We start from the raw sequence: 19,410 nt of genomic DNA on the forward strand, positions 1-19,410 counted from the left end.
CTGGTTCTGGTCCCAACGCGGCAACGTTCCGTCGAGGCGGCGTCTACGTCATCACCGGTGGGGGGCGGGGCCTTGGCGCCCATGTGGCGCGGCACGTTGCCGAGACGCCTCAGGCCCACCTGGTGCTGATGGCACGGTCGTCGCTTCCTGAGGACGGACTGCTCGACTCGATTCGCGCGCTGGGCGCAACGGTAGAGTATGCGAGTTGCGACGTCCGCGAAGCGTCCGCCGTCACGGCGCTCATGGAGGAGGTCATCGCACGCCATGGACGCATCGACGGGGTGATCCACTGCGCCGGAACGCTGCGTGATGGATTCGTCCGCAACCTCGATAGGGCGAACATCGAGGCAGTGCTGGGCCCGAAAGCGGAAGGCACCCGCAACATCGACCTCGCCACTCGCGGGGCCGGAAGGGAATTCCTACTGCTGTTCTCGTCCTCAGTGGGCGTCGTCGGGAATGCGGGACAAAGCAACTACGCCTATGCGAATGCCTTCCTCGCCCACTACGCCCAGCAACGACGCGCCGAGGGCGATCGAACGGTGCGGGTCGTCCATTGGCCGTTGTGGGCGGGCGGGGATATGGGAGTCGACGCCGCTCGTATGCAGGATCTGGCGCGCTTAGGTGGCGAGCGGCTGCCGGTCGCCGCGGGTCTTGGCGCGCTCACGGGAGCCCTCATCAGCGACGAACCCGAGCTCCTGTGTGCGTACGGAACACCCACCTTGTACGCGACGCTCGTGGACCTCTTCGACTCGCCAGACCGCGCGTGGGCGCAACGGGATACCCCGAGCGTCGGGGTCGGGGGCACCAGCACGCCGCCTCTCCCGATCGAGTCGCCTGCCCCGGACCCTCGATCGGATCCGCCTGCGAACTCGGGAGCAATTGCCGCTGGGGTGGGGCCCGCCGAGAGCGCGAGCGACACCGCCGAGCGACTGCTCCGGGCCATCCTCTCCCAGGAAATGCGGCTTGCGCCGGAGAACATCGCACCGGGCATACCCTTGGCCGAACTGGGCATGGACTCGATGGTCGTTCGCGGCCTGAACAGGGGTTTGATGCAGGCTCTGGGGCAGGTGCCGAGCACCTTGGCCTACGAGCATCCCACGTTGGCGCAGATGGTCGACTACCTGGTCAGGTTCCATGGGGACGCCTTGGGTGCGCTGGCCAGGGAGCGACCAGCTCCAGGACAAGAGGGCACCGCTCCGGCCAAGAAGTGTGTCTCGTCGTCCGCGGACGATGACGTCCCTCGGCCAGAGGTCCTGGCAGGTCGGCCGCTGCTCCCGGATCCTGCCCGGGCTCGGTCGGACGACATTGCCGTCATCGGCATGGACGGGCGCTATCCGGGGGCGGACGATCTGGACGAGTTCTGGGACCTGCTGGTGGCGGGAAGGAGCGCAATTCGGGAAGTCCCCCTGGACCGGTGGGACGCCCATGCGCTCCTCGACGAGAATCCCGAGAATACCAGGGGGGGCCGCTCGTACGGGCGGTGGGGCGGCTTCTTGGACGGGGTCGAACGGTTCGATCCGAAGTTCTTCGGCATCTCCCCGCGCGATGCGGAAACCCTCGACCCGCAGGAACGCCTCTTCCTCGAGACGTCCTGGCACACCTTCGAGGCGGCCGGCTACCCGCCATCGCGACTGAGAACATCCCGTGATGAGGTGGGCGTCTTTGCCGGAGTGACGACATACACCAACCAGATGTGGGCTCCAGAACAGTGGGCCGCCGAGAGCGGAGTCAACCCGCAGTCGGCGTCGTGGTCACTGGCCAATCGGGTGTCCTTCATCATGGACCTCCGTGGCCCCAGCATGACGGTTGACACCGCCTGCGCCGCGTCCCTCAGCGCCGTCCACCTCGCCTGCGAGGCCTTGCGCAACGGATCCTGCCGTATGGCGCTCGCAGGCGGCGTCAACCTCTACATGCATCCCGCGAAGTACATCACGCTGGCCCAGGCGCGGATGCTGTCTCCCACCGGGTGCTGTTCGAGCTTCGGTCAGGACGCCGATGGCTTCGTCCCCGGCGAGGGAGTCGGCGCCGTCCTGCTCAAGCCGCTGGCGGACGCACTCGAGGATGGTGACAACGTGGTCGCCGTCATCAAGGGGACCGCGACCAACCATGGTGGCCGGACCAATGGCTACACCGTTCCCAATCCCGCCGCCCAGTCGAATGTCATTCGCGCGGCCCTCGAAACCGGAGGTGTGGACCCCGGCAGCATCGGGTGCGTCGAAGCCCACGGCACCGGAACCGTCCTGGGCGATCCGATCGAACTGGCCGCGCTGAAGAACGTGGTGGGCGCCCCCGCGGGGAACCTGGGTGCGGTCTCCCTGGGTTCGGTCAAGTCGAACATCGGACACCTGGAAGGCGCGGCGGGTATCGCTGGCTTGACCAAGGCCATCCTCGAGCTCCGGCACCAAACGCTCGTGCCGACGCTCAACTGCACGCCGGTGAACCCTCGACTGGACTTCGACGATACTCGCATCGAGTTGCAGACGGCTGCATCTGAGTGGCAGGCCCCGACCAGCATGGTCGCGGGCGAACTCGTCGAGGGGCCGCGGCGGGCGGGCATCAGTTCGTTCGGGGCCGGTGGCACCAACGTGCACGTGGTGGTCGAGGAATTCACCAGTGATGCCCCTCGAGATTGCGCTGGCCCCCAGATTGTGGTGCTGTCCGCTCGAACTCCCGAGCGGCTGAGCCGGTACTGTGCCGCCCTGGCCGATCACCTTCGCGCCAGGCGAGGGACATTGTCGGCCCGGGAGGACGACAACCGGCTCGGTCGACTCGTGACGGCTGCCGCTCGCGTGCTCGGCGTCAGCGAGGACGCGATCGACCCCGAGGCGACTCTCGGTGAGCAAGGGTTGGACATAGTCGGACTCACGACCCTGCTCACGGACGTGGGCGCCCCACGCTGCGGCTCGCTGCCCGACATATCGCTTGACTCGAGCCTGTTGGAGCTCGTGGACGTGGCAGATCTGGGTGGCCGCCACCGAAGCGACCTCCGGCTGATCGACGTGGCCCACACGTTGCGGGTGGGCAGGGAGCCGATGGACGAGCGCATCGGCTTCGTGGTGTCGACGCTGGCCGAGTTGCTGACCGAACTTGACGCCGCGGCGAACCGTGAGAACGCTTGGTCGACTCGCCCAACGCAGCGGCGCGGCGATCGTCCCGATGAGGCGGACGTCGAGCTGGCGATCGATCAGGAGGACTGGGCCGAACTGGCTCGTCTGTGGGTGATGGGGGCCACCATCGATTGGGAGCGCGTGCCCTTGGGGCAGGGAGCCAGGACCGTCGAGCTTCCGACCTACCCCTTCGAACATGTCGACTGCAGATTCCCTCGAAGCCGGACCGGAGTGGTCCACCAGAGCGACGCTGCGGTGAGCGCCGTGCATGATGCTCACGAAGATCGGCGCCTCGCACCACTGCTGGGGACGAACACGTCTTCCCTGACGGACACCCGATTCACCACCGTGCTCAGGTCTGACGAGCCCCACCTGGCGGACCACGTGGTGTTGGGGGACCCGACACTGCCCGGTGCGGCGGTACTGGAGATGGCACGGGCAGGTGGGACGTTGGCGTCGGGGGAGCCTGTGCGCGCCATCTCCGACGTCCTGTGGGCACGTCCCATCCAGGCCACCGATCGGACGACCAGCGTTGACCTGTCCCTGACGGCATCGGACCATACAATCCGTTTCGCGGTCACGGGGCATGGCGCCGATCAGGCCACCGAGTACTGCCAGGGGCGGATCCACGTGTCCCGTCAGCCGGAAGACATGGGCGAACGCGTCGATCCGGATGCCCTCCTGCACAGGATGCATCGGACCCTCCCAGCTGAGGACTGCTACCGCTCCTTGGACGACGCCGGTCTGCACTACGGCCCCACCTTCCGGGGGCTGCGCGAGATCCACTGTGGCAGCCAGATGGCACTCTCGAGGTGGAAGATTCCCTCTGGTGGCGGGACGGGCAACGACACCCTCGACCCAAGCATCATCGATGCGGCCTTCCAGACCGTGTTGGGCCTGTCGGACCCGGACGATGTTGGGGACGTTTGGGTGCCCTTCGCCCTGTCTCGACTCACGTGGAGCGGGAAACTTCCCGGCAGCGGCTGGGTGCAGGTCGTGCGCTGCCCGGATGCGCGGGTGCGCAAGGTCGACATCGTCGTCACCGATGACGGCGGGAATCCCGTCGTGCGGATCGATGGCCTCATGCTCCGCCAGTTTGCGATTGCCGCGCCGGTGGTGCCGGACCACGCGCCCGGGAACCCAGCGTCGCAGGGGGAGGTTGGTCACGTTGTGTTCGGGCCTGACTGGCGGAAGAAGCCGGCGTCCGGCGTGGCCCAGGTGGGTCCATCTGAGACGCGCACCCTCCTGGTAGACGCGTCGCCGCCTCTCGAACGACTCGTTCTCGAATCTGGTGTTGCGTACCAGAACGTGGATGCCACCGGCGCCTATCATGCGCTAAGGAACGCCGTTGCGGACAGGCGGATCCAACGCCTCGTCATGGTGCACGACGGTGCATCCGCCAACGTCCGGGCCCTGGCGGCCATGGCTCGCACCGTGCGCGCGGAGCAACCGCGGCTGCGAGCCTCGGCGGTCCAGGTCGGCGACGGTGTGGCCCCGGACGCGCTCTTGAACGAGATCCGGGGTGGGGCCGACGATGCCGAGGTTCGGCTTCAGGAGTCGGATCGCGAGGTGCTGGGCTGGGCCGGATTCATCCTGGACGAGTCCACCGATTTTCGCGCGCGCCACGACGCCTCCTACCTGATCACCGGCGGCCTGGGCGTCCTGGGCCGTCGATTCGCGGAGTTCTTGGCCGCGCGGGGGGCGGGATGCGTCGTGCTCACCGGTCGCAGAGCATTGGACCCGCAGGCAGCCGCCTGGTTGGACTCGCTGGAGTGCGCGGCAGAGTACCGAGCGCTCGACGTCTCCGATCGAGCATCGGTTCGCGAACTCGTTCAGATGCTTCGAGGCTCCGAGCGTCCACCACTGAGGGGGATCCTCCATGCGGCGGGCGTGCTTCGTGATGGCTTGCTCGCCATCAAGGACTCCGGAGCATGGGACGAGGTGTGTGCCCCGAAGGTCACTGGCACGGTGGTCCTGGACGAGGAGACCGCCGACATGGACCTGGACTGGTTCGGTTGCTTCTCGTCGCTGGCAGGAGCGGTCGGCAACCCCGGCCAGTGCGAGTACGCGTATGCGAACCGCTTCATGGACGCCTACATCTCCGATCGGGAGCGGTTGCGCGCGTCAGGGCAACGGTCTGGGAGGAGCCTGTCGATCGGCTGGCCCTTGTGGTCGGACGGGGGCATGGGTCTGGATGACGAGGCCATCGCACGACTCGAGCGCACGGTCGGAACGGTCCCAATGGCCACCGAGGTCGGACAGCGTCTCTTCGGATCGCTTCTCGCCGCTGGACGACCCTGGGTGGGCGTCCTGAATGGTCATCGCGAGCGCGTCACCGAAGTCATGGGCCTGTCTGGCTGCGCGGTCGAGACGGACGACGCGGCGGCGCCCTCCCATCGCGACGTAGAGGGCCGCTTGGTCGACATCTGTGCGGACATCCTCAAGTACCCGCCCAGCGAGATCGATCCGACCGAGGACATCCACGACTACGGCCTCGATTCCATCGGGCTGATGACGCTGATGAACCGCGTGGAGGAGGCCTTCTCGACCACGGTCGCCCCGGGCGAGTTCTCACAGCTCACGACTCTGGCCATGATGGCCCGCCACCTGGAGGACCGGGGGGTTGGTCGCCCTGTGGTGCCCGATCGACCCTCGGTAGCCCCACAGCCGTCGGTGGACCAGGGGAGGGACGTCGCGCAGGCCCCAGAGATTCCCCACGACGTTGACCGGGTAGCAGTCATCGGCATGGCCGCGCGATTGCCGGGATCCCGGACGGTCGAGGAGTACTGGCGTCACTTGCAGTCGGGGGACTGTCTGGTGCGCCAGATGCCCCGAGATCGTTTCGACGTGAACCAGCTCTACAGTGCCGACCGGTCCGCGGCGGGTCGCACGTACTCCAAGCACGGTGGCTTCCTCGACGATGACATCTTCGCCTTCGACCCGGACTGGTTCGGAATCGGTGAGGAGGACGCCATGGTCATGGATCCCCACCACCGGCTCGTGCTGGAGTTATCGGTGGAATTGCTGCATGAAGCCGGGTACCGGCCCGAGGAGTTTGCTGGCTCGAAGACCGGCGTCTACCTGGGGGGCGGCGAGAGCAACTACCTCAAGGGCCAGCTCTCGCAACTGTCCAGTGCGATGATGCGGCGCGCTGTGGTCAACACGATCCCGAACATGGCCGCTGCTCGAGTTTCGGACTTCCTAGACCTCAGGGGTCCGTCGCAGATGATCGACACTGCCTGCTCGTCGGCGCTGGTGGCACTCCACCAGGCGTGTGCCGGCCTGCGGGCGGGGGACTGCAACACCGCGATCGTGGGCGGCGTCGAGCTTCTGACCGACGGGCAGGTGCACATCGGCTTCAGCAAGGCGGGCGCCCTGGCTGCGGACGGTGTCTGCCGCGTCTTCGACGCGGACGCTGACGGGATGGTGCCCGGTGAGGGGGCTGGTCTGGTGCTTCTCAAACCCTACCGGGCGGCCATCAGGGATGGGGACACCATCCACGCAGTCATCCTGGGCAGTGCCGTGAACAACGACGGTCACACCATCGGGCTGACGGTCCCCGACCCCCACGGCCAGCAGGACGTCGTGGCGAGTGCGCTTGCCGCGGCTGGCGTCCGGGCCAGCGACATCTCGTACCTGGAGGCCCATGGGGCCGGGACCTCGCTCGGCGATCCGATTGAGATCCAGGCCGCCTCACGTGTCTTCATCGCGGACGGCGCGGAGCGTCAACAGTGCGGTGTGGGGTCGGTGAAGTCGAACATCGGCCACTTGCTAAGGGCAGCTGGGATTGCCGGCCTCATCAAGGTGATCCTTGCTCTTCGACATGGGCATATCCCCCCTACCCTCAACTGTCCGAATCCGCACCCCCGATTCCGCTTCTCGGAGTCGCCCTTCTATCCGGTCAGCGAACTGGTGCTGTGGCCAGGGGATGCCGCCCATCCGCGTCGAGCGGGAGTGTCGGCCTTCGGGTTCGGGGGCACCAACGCCCACGTCGTGCTTGAGGCGGCCGACCCGGATCTTCCGACCCGTCAGCCGTTGGCGCCCCCTCGCTTCAACCGGAGGCACCTCAAGGTGGGTGACCCCATCGGCGTGGCCAACCCATCGGACCTGGCGGTGGGTGACCTCGAGGCGGTGCTCGACAAGATCGAAGCCGGCCAGCTGTCCCCGGAGGCGGCCGCAGTGTTGTTGGAAGCGAATCCCGCGTCCGCAGAACCATGGGAGAGGAATCCGCGAGCATGAGCGATACTCCGGACAACCGTCAGTCCGACCCTGCCGAGCCCCGCCACGAGCACTCGATCACGGTGGCCTTGGAGATGTTCGCCCGCGGGCAGCTGACCAGGGACCAGGTGGGGGAGCTGGTGAGGAGTGGGAGCCGTCCCCGGGGGGAGTCTGTTCAGCGGCGATGGGTTCATGATGAACCGTACTTGGCCGCACACGTCGTCCAGGGGCAGCAGGTGCTGCTGGGCACCACGCTTTACTCCATGGCGGCCCAGTTTGCGTCCGAGGAATTCGGTGTGCGCAATCTCGTGCTTGTCGAGCCCGTCGTGGTTCCCCCAGGGACGAGCGTGGACGTGGTCGTCCAGCGCGACGACGCGAATGTGAGCAAGCTGGTCGGTCGCTTCTCGATCAGCGGGGGAGCGCAGCGCGTGACCATGACGGCTGAGTTGGGGGACATGGATGACGGTGGTTGCGTAACGGAGCCGATGGTGATCGATACGTTCACGGGGACGTCCGACCGAACGCTGTCCCCAGACGAGATCCGGGCAGTCCCGCTGCTGTCTCGCGCCCCGGTTCTCGACTGCGTCAGCCGGGTCTGGATCCGAGGGGACGAGGCCTTGGGGCGGCTGCAACTGCGCCCCGAAGCCATCACGGCGGAGGGGGAGCTCGCGGTCCACCCTGCACTCCTCGACGGTGGTTTCGTAGTCGGTGGCACGCTCGTTGATCCCGCCGTCCTGACGCCATCGGATGGGTCGACCTGGGTGACCATGGCGGTGCGGGCCATGCGGGGAACGGGAAGCACCCTTCCGAACGCCTGCTGGTGCCGCGCCAGCTCCGTGCGGGTGACGGACCAGTTGATCACCATGGATCTTCGCTTCCATGACGACGAGGGACGGTGCGTCCTCGAGGTTGACGGCATGACGCTGCGCCGCATCGGCGGTGCGCTGGCGTCGGCGCAGCCCACCGAGGCGACTGGGGCGGCCCCCGAGCCGCCCTCCAGGGCGTCGGATGCGTCGGACGCGACCGTGCATCGCTACGTGACCGGACTCGTGCAACGGACGCTCGGCACGGGCGAGGTTCTGGACGACCAAGTCAGTTTCATGGAGTTGGGGGCGGACTCCGCCCAGATGATTGCCATGACGGGTGTTCTCGAGGACGACCTGGGTCTCGAGTTGTACCCCACCTTGTTCTTCGAGTATCCCACCATCGCAGAACTCAGCGCCGCCCTGGTGGCCCAGCACGGAGAGGCCCTATCCGCTCGTCTCGGAGCCTCAATGGACGCGACCCGCGACGAGCCGGCTCCGGCTCCGTCGGGGCCCGTCCCGGCCGTCGTGCCCGAGAGCAACAGGGACATTGCGATCGTCGGGATGGATGGACGCTTCCCCGGTTCGCCCGACTTGTGGACCTTCTGGGAGCACCTGCGTGCCAGCGACGACCTGATCACTGAGGTCCCGGCCGAACGGTGGAACTGGCGCGATTGGTACAGCCCCGAGCCGGGGGCCCCGAACCGGTCCCGGTCGCGATGGGGCGGCTTCATCGAGGTGGACAAGTTCGACGCGGGGTTCTTCGGAGTCGCGCCTCGCGAGGCGTTGTGGCTGGACCCGCAGTTGCGTGTCCTCCTGGAAGTCGTCCATGGCACCCTTCAGGACGCCGGATGCGCCGACCTGTTGCGGGGGACCACCACCGGTTTCTACCTTGGGGTCGCCTTCCACGAGTACTGGGACGAGATCCTCAGATCGGGCGTGGAGTTCACGGACTACCAAGCGGTGTCGTGTGTGCCGTCGGCGCTGTCGGGGCGTCTGTCGTACATCTTCGACTTCCGGGGGCCAAGCGTCCCGGTCGACAACGCGTGTGCCTCTTCCCTGACCGCCTTGCATCTCGCGGTGGCCTCCCTCCGCGCCGGAGAGTGTCGACAGGCGGTGGTGGCGGGGACGAACCTGCTCATTAGCCCCCTGCACTACGTGTACACCAGCAGGGTCGGGGCACTGTCACCGACGGGCCGTTGCCGTTCCTTCGACGCCGCCGCCGACGGCTACGTCCCCGGCGAGGGGGTCGCCTCAGTCCTGCTCAAGCCCCTCGATCTGGCGCTCGCGGACGGTGACAGGATCCATGCGGTGATCAAGGGGACGGCCACGAATCACAACGGAAGGGCGAACAGTCCGACTGCACCGTCCCCGGAAACCCAGGTGGCCGTGCTCCGCGAAGCGTGGGCCGATGCCGGTGTCGACCCGAGCACTCTCGGGTATGTCGAGGCGCACGGGACGGGAACCCTCCTAGGGGACCCCATCGAGACCAAGTCGCTCGTGACGGCACGCCGCGAGGTCGCAGGCGAAGACTCATCATTCGACTGTGTGATCGGCTCGGTCAAGTCGCATGTCGGTCACCTCGAGGCGTGCGCGGGCCTCGCCGGGCTGATCAAGGTGATCCTCTCTATGCAACACGGTGAGATTCCTGCCATGCCGAACCATTCGACGCGGAACCCCTATCTCGAGATCGAGGGCTCTGGTCTCCGGATCAACGATCATCTGGAGGAGTGGCCGCGTCGGACCGGCACGCCTCGACGCGCGGGAGTCAGTTCTTTCGGCATGTCGGGCAGCAACACGCACATCGTTGTGGAGGAGTACAGCCATCCCGGAGAGGTCGATCGGGCGGGAGTCCACATCCTGCCGCTCTCCGCCAGGACCGAGCCGCAGCTGCGCGAGATGGCTGGTCTCTTGGCCGGTCACCTGGCCAAGCGGCGGTCGACGGTTTCCGACACCGCCCACACCCTCCAAACGGGTCGGGCGACCATGACGTCGAGGGCGGCGTTCGTGGTCGTGGACGCCAACGATGCGGTGACGCAACTCGAGACCTTTGCACGCGGCGGTCAGTTTCCTGCCCACGCGGCCGGGTCCGACCCGAGGCACAATGCGGCGCGTCGGTTTGAGGAGGGGGAGCCCGTCGAATGGAACGCCCTGGGCCCCTCCGGCGGGGTCACCAGCCTGCCCCCCTACCCGTTCGCTCGTGATCGTTACTGGTTCACAGATGTCCTGGGGGACTCGACGCGGTCGGCCACAGCCACGTCCCGCGCCAGCGTCGTTCGTGAGGACGACGAGGTCCACTACCGCATCCATCTGACGCGCCAAGACTTCGTCGTGCGTGACCATGTGGTCAAGGGAGACAACGTCGTTCCGGGCGCGGTACACCTGGACCTTGCGCTGCGCGCCAGCGAGGCCGGCTTCCCCGAGCTGCGGGCCGACACCATATCGGACGTGACCTGGGCGGCGCCGATCATGGCATCCGAGGGTGCTGAGGTACACGTGGTCGTCCGCAAGGAGTCGGACACCCGTGCCTCGTTCACCATCGGATGCCTCGAAGGAGACAACGAGAAGGTGTGTTCGAGTGGGCGTCTCGAGTATGGCTCAGGGCGCGGGACGCAGGAATTTCTCGACGTCTCGTCGATCATACAGCACTGCCCCGACCTCCGACTTGGTGAGGAATGCTACGACGAGTTCAGCCGGACCGGACTGGCCTATGGCCCATCGTTCCGCTCGATCACCCGTCTCTACCGTGGTGATGGTCAGGCCTTGGCCCGTCTCGAACTCTCCGATGACCTTCGTGACAGCGTGCATGACTGGCCGCTCCACCCATCCTTGCTGGACGCCGCACTGCAGACGATCAGCGGTGTGGTGGTCGGTTCGGAAGCGCCGGTCAAGGAGACCGTGCGTCCGCTCTACCTACCGTTCCGGATCGGCCGGATCGAGCGGTACGCAGCGTTGGACGACCGGATGTGGGTGCGCGCCCAGCGGTCCACGTCCGCCGCCCGCTCCGATCAGATTCGGTTCGACCTCGACATCGCGGACGACCAAGGTCGCGTCCTCTTGGTCGTTCGGGACTTCGAGCTGAGGTGGGTGGGCCTTGGAGTCGTGGGGTTGGTCGAGGACTGGGTGGACTGCGCCAGCCCTGTCGCAGGGCACTTGGCGGGGCAGACGGTCCTCGTCGTCGGCGAGGGGCGCCAGGACGAGGTGGTGCGGCGGGTGACCAGCGCCGGGGGCGAGGTGGCGCAGGTCGTGCTCCCGGACGCGGCTGCTGACGCCTACGCCGCTTCAGCTCGAGCATCGCGGGAGCCAGACTTGGTGCTGTGGATGGGTGGATCCAACCGCCGTTGCGTGATGGATCTGACCGCGTTGGTTGGCGCCGTTTACAGGGCCGCCGGCACGCTCAGACTCGTGTTCCTGGGTGCGCAGGAGCAGTCCATCATGAGCATGTGGGACAAGCCCGTCGGCGCCTGGGCGCACAGTGTCGCGCTGGAATGGTCGGGCTTCTCCGCTCGAGTGGTCATGGCGACCGATCCGGTCGCGGCATTGGCTGGGGAACTGGCCGCCGCGGTGACCACGTCCGGCATCCAGGAAGTTCGTATGGGCCCCGAGGGGTGCCGATCACCGAGGATTCGCGAGATTCCGCTTGATTGGACGCTCCACGAGACTCCGATCCAGGCTGGGAAGGTGTATTTGGTCTCCGGTGGAACAGGTGGCATCGGTCGGCACCTTGTCGACTGGATTGTCGCCGCCGGTGGGCACGCCGTGGTTCTCTCGCGCTCTGGTGCCTCCCCCGAATGGCTGGCCCGGTTCGCTGGGCCGGTGACCTCGATCAAGGTCGACGTCACGGATCACGGTGCCTTGGCCGAGGCCCTCGCGCACGCCCGGACCCTGGGGCCAATCCGAGGAGTGTTGCACGCGGCGGGCGTCCTGAACGACTCGCTGACCTGGGAGAAGTCGCCTGGGGATGTCGAGGACGTGGTCGCCGCCAAAGCGGTTGGGGCGGTCTGCCTCGACGAACTGACGTCCGACGATCCTCTGGACTTCTTCGTGGTGTTCTCGTCAGTGGCGGGGCTCAGGGGCAACCTTGGTCAGTCGGACTACGCATATGCCAACCGGGCCGTCGACGAGCTCATGGTCTGGCGGTCGCGGCACGCGGACCGCCCCGGAACCTCATTATCGATCGAGTGGCCGCTGTGGAAGGACGGCGGAATGCGGGTCGACCCTGCCACTGAGCGATTCATGCGCCAGACTGGTGGTCTGAACCCGCTGGGAACCGGGGAGGGCCTCACCATCCTCGCCAACCTCATCCACGACGCGCCTCACCCGGTGATCTCGATCGTCAAGGGAGATCACTCCAAGATCGCCGGACGGTTCTTCGCCGACCAGACCGCCAGATTGCCGGACGGGGACGTCCGAACCCAGGACGGACTCGGCGGCACGGTTCGGAAGGGCCACCCTGCCGACCGACCGGGCAACGTCGATCAGGTGGCGCAGCCGGCGCACGACGCGGAGACGGACCGCGTCAGGTACCTGCTGGGAAGCGACCTCGCGCGCGGTGTGGCCACCACCCTGGGTCTGGCGGACCAAGACGTCGACCTGAGGGCAGAACTGGTCGAGTTCGGCTTCGATTCGATCACGTTCACCGAGTTGGCCTCCTGGCTCAATAACCTGTGGGGCCTTGAGCTGCTGCCGTCGGTCTTTTACGACCACACCACGCTGAGATCGCTCGTGGACTTCGTCGCGGACGAGTTCGGCAGTGAGGTCGCGATGCAGCGCGGCTGGGCTGTCTCCGTCCCCGAGACGCCTGGGACCAAGCCGGACGCTCCCAGCGTGCCTGCCGAGCCCACGGACCCGGACCCTGCTGAGAAGGGTTCACAGCGGACGTCGGATCGCGATGATGCACACCCATTGGCCATCGCTACCCCGCAGGTGGCGGCCACGATTCGGACCAACGAGAGTGACGATGCCCCCGAACCCATCGCGATCGTGGGTATGGCTGGTCTCTTCCCGGGCGGGAACACCGAGGAGTTCTGGCGACGCGTACGCGCTGGTGAGGTCATGACCGGAGAGGTGCCAGCGTGGCGTTGGGACTGGCGCGAATGGCAGGGCTCCGGCGACGACGAAGCCAATGGTGTGAGGTTCGGTGGCTTCGCGCCGGGGATCGAGAACTTCGACTGCCAGTTCTTTGGGGTCTCGCCGGGTGAGGCCGAGCTGATGGATCCCCAGCAGCGTATCTTCATGCAGGCCGTGTGGGCTGCGGTCGAGGACTCCGGACACCGAATGAGTGAATTCGCCCGGACCAACATGTGTCTGTTTGTGGGTGTGGGCGGCTCTGACTACTCCGAGCTGTTGCGGGCCTCTGGGGCGGGTGTGGGGGCACACACCGCCACCGGGTCTGCGCACTCGCTGCTCGCCAATCGCATCTCGTTCCTCTATGACCTGCGTGGCACCTCCGAGCCCATCGACACCGCCTGCTCGGCGTCCCTGGTGGCCATGCACCGTGCCGTCCAAGCGTTGCGTGCTCATGAGTCGGACGCTGCCATTGCCGGCGGCGTCAATGCCTTGTGCTCTCCCACCGGGTTTATCGCGTTCTCGCAGGCCGGCATGCTCGCGTCCGACGGCGTCTGCAAGCCCTTCAGCGCCGACGCTGACGGGTACATCCGAGGGGAGGGGGTCGGGGCCGTCGTCCTCAAGCGTTTGTCCGACGCCGAAGCGGATCACGACCACGTCTACGCTCTGATCCGGGGCTCGGCGATCGGCCATGGGGGACGGGGCGTCTCACTGACCGCTCCATCGGCGCAGTCCCAGGCCGATATCATCGAGGCCGCCTGGGATCAAGCCGACGTCTCCGTCACCAGCGCCGACTACATCGAGACTCACGGCACTGGCACCCGGCTTGGCGATCCTGTCGAGATCAAAGGCCTGGTTGAGGCCTTCAATCGGCATCACGCGGCGCCAGGGACAGGTTGTGCCCTCGGTTCGGTGAAGGCCAATGTGGGCCACCTTGAGACGGCCGCCGGCATGGCGTCCCTCATGAAGGTGCTCCTGTCGTTGAGGGATGGGGTCATCGCACCGCAGTCCAACCTTCGTGCCGTGTCGCCACTTCTGAACCTGGATCCGACCCCGTTCTCGATCTCGAGCGAGCTCCGACCTTGGCCCACCCACGCCGATGGATCGCCTCGACGAGCGGGCATCAGTTCCTTCGGGTACGGCGGCATCAACGCCCACATCGTTCTCGAGGAGCACCGGCAGCCCGTTCCGGCGGTCTCGTCCGGCCGTCCCCAGGTCGTGACACTCAGCGCCAAGACCATGGACGCACTGGAACGTCAAGGTCGCGCGCTGCTCGCGCATTTGGAACGCAACCGCCGCAGTGTGCCCGTCGAAACGCAGACACACCTCAAGGAGGTCTCGCGACTGGTGGCCGACATCGCGCAGGTCGATCCGTCCGACATCGACACCCACGAGGATCTTGGCGAGATCGGTCTGGATCCGGTGGACATGGCGACCCTGTGCACCCGAGTGTCGGACAAGTATCAGATTCCTGGTGACCTGATGACCGCGGGGCGTTGCAGGACGGTGAGCGAGTTCGTGGACGTCATCGGCAGCGAGCTGGGCGTTGACTCGGCGTTGGCTGAACTGACGCGGGCGCCCGTCGACTTCGATGGCCTCGCCTACACCCTGCAGACCGGTCGCGAACCATTCGCGCACCGTCTGGCCATCGTGGCCGGCAGCGTTGAGGAACTCCACGACCTCTTGGGGAGACACCTGGACGGCGAGAGGTCCCTCCCGGGCGTCTGGACGGGGGACGTCTCAGCGGTGCAGGACCTCACCGGGCTGTTGTTGACCGGAGCCGAGGGCGATGCCTATCAGCGTGAACTGCGGGAATCGCACACCCCGGACAAGCTGGCGCGGCTCTGGGTCGGGGGTATCAACCTCGACTGGGACCGTCTGTGGGACGGGGCACGCCCCTTGCGGGTGTCGCTGCCCACCTACCCGTTCGAGCCCCGCAGGTGTTGGCTAGACGCAACCATCCACCGGATCGACCTCGAACCTCGTGGCAAGTATGCGCGGCCTGGGGCAAGCCACACTGCGTCTCAATCTGAGCCGCCCACGCCGAAGCCAGCACCGTCGGACATCGTCACCGATCGCCGAGAGGAGGCCTCTCGCCGGACCACGTTGGCGCGCGTCCAGCGATTGCTTGCGCGCGTGCTCGGGTGGGATTCCTCCGAGATCCACCCCGAGGCGACCTTCGAGGAACTGGGATTCACTTCGGTCCTCGTGAAGGAGGCCAACGAGGCGTTCGCCGCTGAGTTCGGTGCCCTCCCCGCCACCGTGCTGTTCGAGTTCAAGACTGCCGGTGCGCTCGCGGACTACGTCGACCGCCATCTAGTCCCAGTCCACGCCGAGGTCGAGGAGGACGTACGTGAAGACACCGTCAAGGGCAGTGGTGACCCGGCGTCCGAGGCCGCGACGATGTTCCAGCGCCCACCGCTGGGCGAGGATCGACGACTGCTCGCCATCGTGGGGATGAGCGGACGATATCCGATGGCTGACGACCTGTCGGAGTTCTGGACGAACTTGGTCAACGGCAGGGATTGTGTCAGCCCTATCCCTGCAGACCGTCCCGGCTGGGAGAAGTACGAGGAGGTGGCGCGCCAGAGACTGGGGAAGGAGTCGTATCCCAGTTGGGGCGGTTTCATCGATGGCTATGACGCCTTCGAGCCCGAGTTCTTCAACATCTCTCCCCTCGAAGCGCGTTTCCTGGATCCCCAGGAGCGCCTGTTCATCGAGACAGCATGGCAGTGCATCGAGGATTCGGGTCACACTCCGGAGGCGATCACGCGCGGGGCCGCGGGTGATTCCAGGGGGCGCGTCGGCGTCTTCGTCGGGGCGACGTATAATAACTACCAGATGTACGCCGCCTCTCAGTTGGAGCACGGCGACTGGCTCCCCGTCAACTCGCAGACGTTCTCGCTGGCGAACCGCGTTTCGTATCTCATGAACTTTGCGGGGCCAAGCCTCACCGTGGACACGGCATGCTCGTCCTCGCTCAGCGCCATCCACCTGGCGTGCGCGGCGATCCGGCGGAAAGAATGCGACGCCGCGATCGCGGGAGGAGTGAACCTCACCCTGCATCCGTCGAAGTACGTCACGCTTGCGGAGTCTGGCTTCATCGCGGGCGATGGGCGCTGCCACTCGTTCGGCGAGGGCGGCGATGGCTACGTGCCGGCAGAGGGCGTCGGGGCGGTACTGATCAAGCCCCTCTCGCAGGCGCTCGAGGACGGTGACCACGTATACGCGACGATCCTGGGGAGCGCCATTAACCATGACGGTCACACGTTCGGGTACAGCGTGCCCAACCCCGTCGCTCAGACCGAGGTGATCTCGGCGGCGTTGGCTGATGCGTCGGTGATCAGCGACACCATCAGTTACGTGGAGGCGCACGGCACGGGGACCAGCCTTGGTGATCCGCTGGAGATCAGGGGTCTGGTCGGAGCCTTGGGGGACGCCAACGACAGGCCGTCCCGCTGTGCGATCGGTTCCGTCAAGTCGAACATCGGTCATGCCGAGGCGGCTGCGGGAATCGCCCAGATGCACAAGGTTGTCCTGCAGTTGACCCACGCGCAGCTGGTTCCGACGCTGATCCACTCGGACAATCTGAACCCGAATATCGACTTCGACAGTGTGGGTTTCACGGTGCAGCGCTCACTGGGACCATGGCCAATTGCGGCGAGAGGTGGCCGCAGACGGGCCGGGGTGAGTTCCTTCGGGGCCGGCGGCGTCAACGTCCACGTGATCGTAGAAGGGGCGCCCAAGCCAGTGGAGGACCGACGGCCGCGGGGCGACGGCCCCGTGGTTCTCGTCCTGTCAGCCAGGACCCCGTCTGCGCTGAGGAATGCAGCATCGAGGTTGGCCGAGCATCTCAGAGGCGTGGAGCCGAGCGAGGGGGACCTCTCGTCGATCGCCTGGACCCTCCAGGACGGTCGGCGATCACTGAAGCACAGGCTCGCCCTCCTAGCGAGCGACCCCAAGGCAGCCGCCGAGACTCTAGAGAGTTTCGTCCGGGAGGGCCGGGAGTCCAATGATCTTCGGGTCACCGAGGTTGGGTCCCCCCGCTCAGGTGCCGGGGACGGGGGACCGCGCGATCCTGACACGGACCGAGGGAAGTCGGCGCGGGGCCTCGCGAGCGACCTGGCCGGGCGGTGGCTCCGTGGAGAGGAACCTGACTGGCGTCAGCTCTACCCCCACGGAACGCCCGGGCGGGTGCCGTTGCCAACCTACCCTTTCGAGCGCGCGTCGTACTGGATCGTCGATCCCTTCGATGCGTCACGGCCGAGCGGCTCCGAGCCGTCCGCCCCCGCGCCGCCGGCGCCTCATACCGAGGCTGTGAGCGCCCCCGGTGTATCGTCCGACATCGGCACTGGGCTCAAGGGCGAGCTGTCGGACGCCACCGAGGGCGAGCGCGGTCAGATCCTGACCGTGTACCTCGGCGAGAAGGTCGCCGAACTTCTCGAGATCCCGGATCCTTCCCACGTGGATGGTCGCAGCGGCTTCTTCGAGATGGGAATGGACTCCGTGCTCGCCACGAGGCTAGTGAGCCAGGTCGAGCTGGACCTTGGCATCGTCCTGCATGCGAATGCCATGTTCGACCATCCAACGATCGAGGAGTTGGCAGCGGAGCTCTCCCGGACGTGGTCGAGCGCCACGGCTCCGTTGGAGGAGGGGCAGGATGAGCTCGTGGACGACTCGGCTCTGGAGCGCGTTATCTACACCGCGAACTGGGTGACGTCGGAGGTCGCGGCCCCCAACCACGATCTGCCCACGGGACCGCTGGTCATCCTTGACGCGGATGACGCAGTGCGAGAGTACATCCTTGCGCGTGGGATGTGGCCGGGTCAGCCGGTGGTCCTCGTCCTTGCCGGGGACTCATATGCGCGATGTGACCAGTCCACCTTCAGGATCGGGCGTGACGAGCCGGATGATCTTCGACGGCTCTTCGACGATCTGGGGACGATGCCCGACGTCATTCTTGACCTCCGCCCCACCAGGACGGTCCACGCCGATGGCGCGGAAGGGGAATGTTCGTTCCCCGCATTCCACCTGGTGCAGGCCGTTGTCAGGTCTCGACCCACTCGCCCTGTGGACATCGTCTACGCCCACGTGTTCAACGGCACGCCTGATCCCGTCCATGAGGGGTTCGGTGGCTTTGGTCGTGCAGTCAGGCACGAGAGTCCCAACGTGGTGGTTCGCACGCTGGGTCTGGAGGTCGCTCATGTGGAGGATCGTGTCTCGTTCATCGCCGAGGCCTGCCTGCGTGAACTCGGTGGTGACTCAGCCGAGCACGAGGTCCGGTACCGTTGGGGGCAGCGGTGGACACGCTCGCTCAGGCAGATGAACGTGGCCGAATCATCGTCGCCAGAGATCCGCCTCGATGGGGGCGGCACCTGCGTTATCACCGGAGGAGCAGGTGGCCTGGGGCGGATCGTTGCCCGGCACTTGGTCAAACTTGGCGTCAAGCGGTTGGTCCTGACCGGCAGGTCAGCTCAGGACGGGCGCCACGTCACCCAGATCGAGGAGCTGCGGCGGCTGGGAGCCGAGGCCAGCTACGAGTCCATCGACGTGACCGACCGAGCGGCAGTGTCCTCGCTCATGCAGTCGATTCGGAACCGGGGGCCCATCACCGGTGTCATCCATGCGGCCGGCGTCTTGGACGACGGGATGCTCCTGACGCGGACCGCACAGCAGATGCACACGGTGATCGATCCCAAATTGGCCGGTGCACTCAACCTCGACGCGGCCACGTCGGAGGATCGGCTCGACTTCTTCGTGGTCTTCTCGTCGATGGCGTCCGTGGGTGGAAATCCCGGACAGACTGACTACGCCTTCGCCAACCGGTTCCTGGGTTCATTCGCTGCTGCTCGCGAGGAACTCCGGATCGACGGTCGACGCCATGGGCTCAGCCGTGCCCTCATTTGGCCAACATGGCGCGATGGCGGCATGGCGTTGGACGAGCAAACCCGCGAAACGATGCGAAGGCGGTTGGGCATCGCTCAGCTCCCCACCGGATCGGGCCTGAGGACCTTCGACGCCGCACTCTCCGGGGACGCGGCCGAGGTCGGCGTCGTGGTCGCCGACATGGAACAGCTGTCGGCCCTGTTGCCCATCGAGCGGGCCCAAGAGACGACACCGAGCCAAGCACAGTCCGAACTCGCCGAATTGCTCGATGAGTTGGACTCAGGTTGGTGATCCCTGCAATCCCCGACCCCCACCCCTGCCGAGCACCG

The 19,410-nt window shown here is 66.6% G+C and carries 2 protein-coding genes (1 of these 2 cut by a window edge); both read left to right on the forward strand.

The features are described 5' to 3' along the window. Positions 1-7,346: the 3' portion of an SDR family NAD(P)-dependent oxidoreductase gene (locus tag EL266_RS09225; RefSeq protein ID WP_026427038.1), read on the forward strand. It extends 4,219 nt beyond the left edge of the window; 7,346 of the gene's 11,565 nt are visible here — the last part of the coding sequence; the start codon falls outside the window, past its left edge; the stop codon is at positions 7,344-7,346. Next, on the forward strand, positions 7,343-19,372 hold the full coding sequence (locus tag EL266_RS09230) for an SDR family NAD(P)-dependent oxidoreductase (protein WP_026427039.1): 12,030 nt from the start codon (positions 7,343-7,345) through the stop codon (positions 19,370-19,372). The genes EL266_RS09225 and EL266_RS09230 overlap by 4 nt, the downstream gene beginning before the upstream one ends. The last annotated feature ends 38 nt before the right edge of the window (positions 19,373-19,410 follow it).

This window comes from Actinomyces slackii, from assembly GCF_900637295.1.
Lineage (GTDB): Bacteria > Actinomycetota > Actinomycetes > Actinomycetales > Actinomycetaceae > Actinomyces > Actinomyces slackii.

Coding starts and splice junctions, on each gene's coding strand:
- EL266_RS09230 (WP_026427039.1), top strand. CDS start 7,343: ATGAGCGATACTCCGGACAACCGTCAGTCCGACCCTGCCGAGCCCCGC.